At 67.9% G+C, this 1,176-nt stretch carries 1 protein-coding gene; it reads left to right on the top strand.

The window, feature by feature from the left end; all coding sequences use genetic code 11:
- Positions 1–59: 59 nt before the first annotated feature.
- Positions 60–1,176: NAD-dependent epimerase/dehydratase family protein (locus tag AB0E94_RS53100; RefSeq protein WP_360344631.1), on the top strand; the 1,117-nt coding region annotated here is incomplete at its 3' end.

Below are 1,176 nucleotides of genomic sequence, written 5' to 3'. Positions count from 1 at the left end.
GGGCTCCGCAGCGACTGCGGGGCCCTCGCGCCGTATCGGGGCGTGCCGTACGTCACGCTATGCTCCGATGGTTTCTGCCTCCGATGGACCAGGAGTGGCGTGTGAGTGTCGCGTTCGTGACCGGGTCGGGCGGTCTGATCGGCTCCGAGGCGGTCCGGCACTTCGCCGGCCTCGGTCTCGAGGTCGTCGGCATCGACAACGACATGCGGCAGGAGTTCTTCGGCGAGGAGGCCTCCACCGCCTGGAACGTCCGGCGGCTGACCGACGAGCTGGGGTCCGCGTACTCGCACCACAGCATCGACATCCGCGACCGGGCCGCGCTGGCCAACCTGTTCAGGCGGTACGCCACCGACATCGCCGTGGTGATCCACACCGCCGCACAGCCGTCGCACGACTGGGCGGTGCGCGACCCGTTCACCGACTTCGACGTGAACGCCACCGGCACGCTCAACGTCCTGCAGAACGTGCGCGAACACTGCCCCGAGGCGCCGGTCATCCACTGCTCCACCAACAAGGTCTACGGCGACCGGCCGAACAGCCTGCCCCTGGTCGAGCTGGAGACCCGCTGGGAGATCGAGCCGGGGCACCCGTACGAGCAGGGCATCCGTGAGGACATGTCCATCGACGCCTGCCTGCACTCGATCTTCGGCGCCTCCAAGGTGGCGGCCGACGTCATGGTGCAGGAGTACGGCCGCTACTTCGACATGCGCACGGCCTGCTTCCGGGGCGGGACGCTGACGGGCCCGGCGCACTCCGCGACGGAGCTGCACGGCTTCCTCGGTTACGTGATGCGCGCCAACATGGAGCGCCGGACCTACAAGATCTTCGGCTACCAGGGCAAGCAGGTCCGCGACGCCATCCACAGCTCGGACGTGGTCTCCGCCTTCGAGGCGTTCTTCCGCAACCCGCGCTCGGCGGCGGTCTACAACCTCGGCGGGGGCCGGCACTCGAACACCTCCAACCGCGAGGCGTTCGCGCTGGCCGAGCAGATCACGGGCCACGAGATGATCACCGAGTACGTCGAGGCCAACCGGATCGGCGACCACAAGTGGTGGATCGGCTCGAACGAGGCATTCCAGGCCGACTACCCCGAGAGGAAGCAGATCTACGACGTGCCCATGATCATGCGGGAGATCTACGAGGCCAACGTGGACAAGTGGGTGCCCGGAGACGGCA

Origin of the sequence: Actinoplanes sp. NPDC026670 (assembly GCF_040638175.1) — a bacterium.
In the GTDB taxonomy this organism is placed as follows: Bacteria; Actinomycetota; Actinomycetes; order Mycobacteriales; family Micromonosporaceae; genus Actinoplanes.
This window is presented reverse-complemented; position numbering and strand designations above follow the sequence as displayed.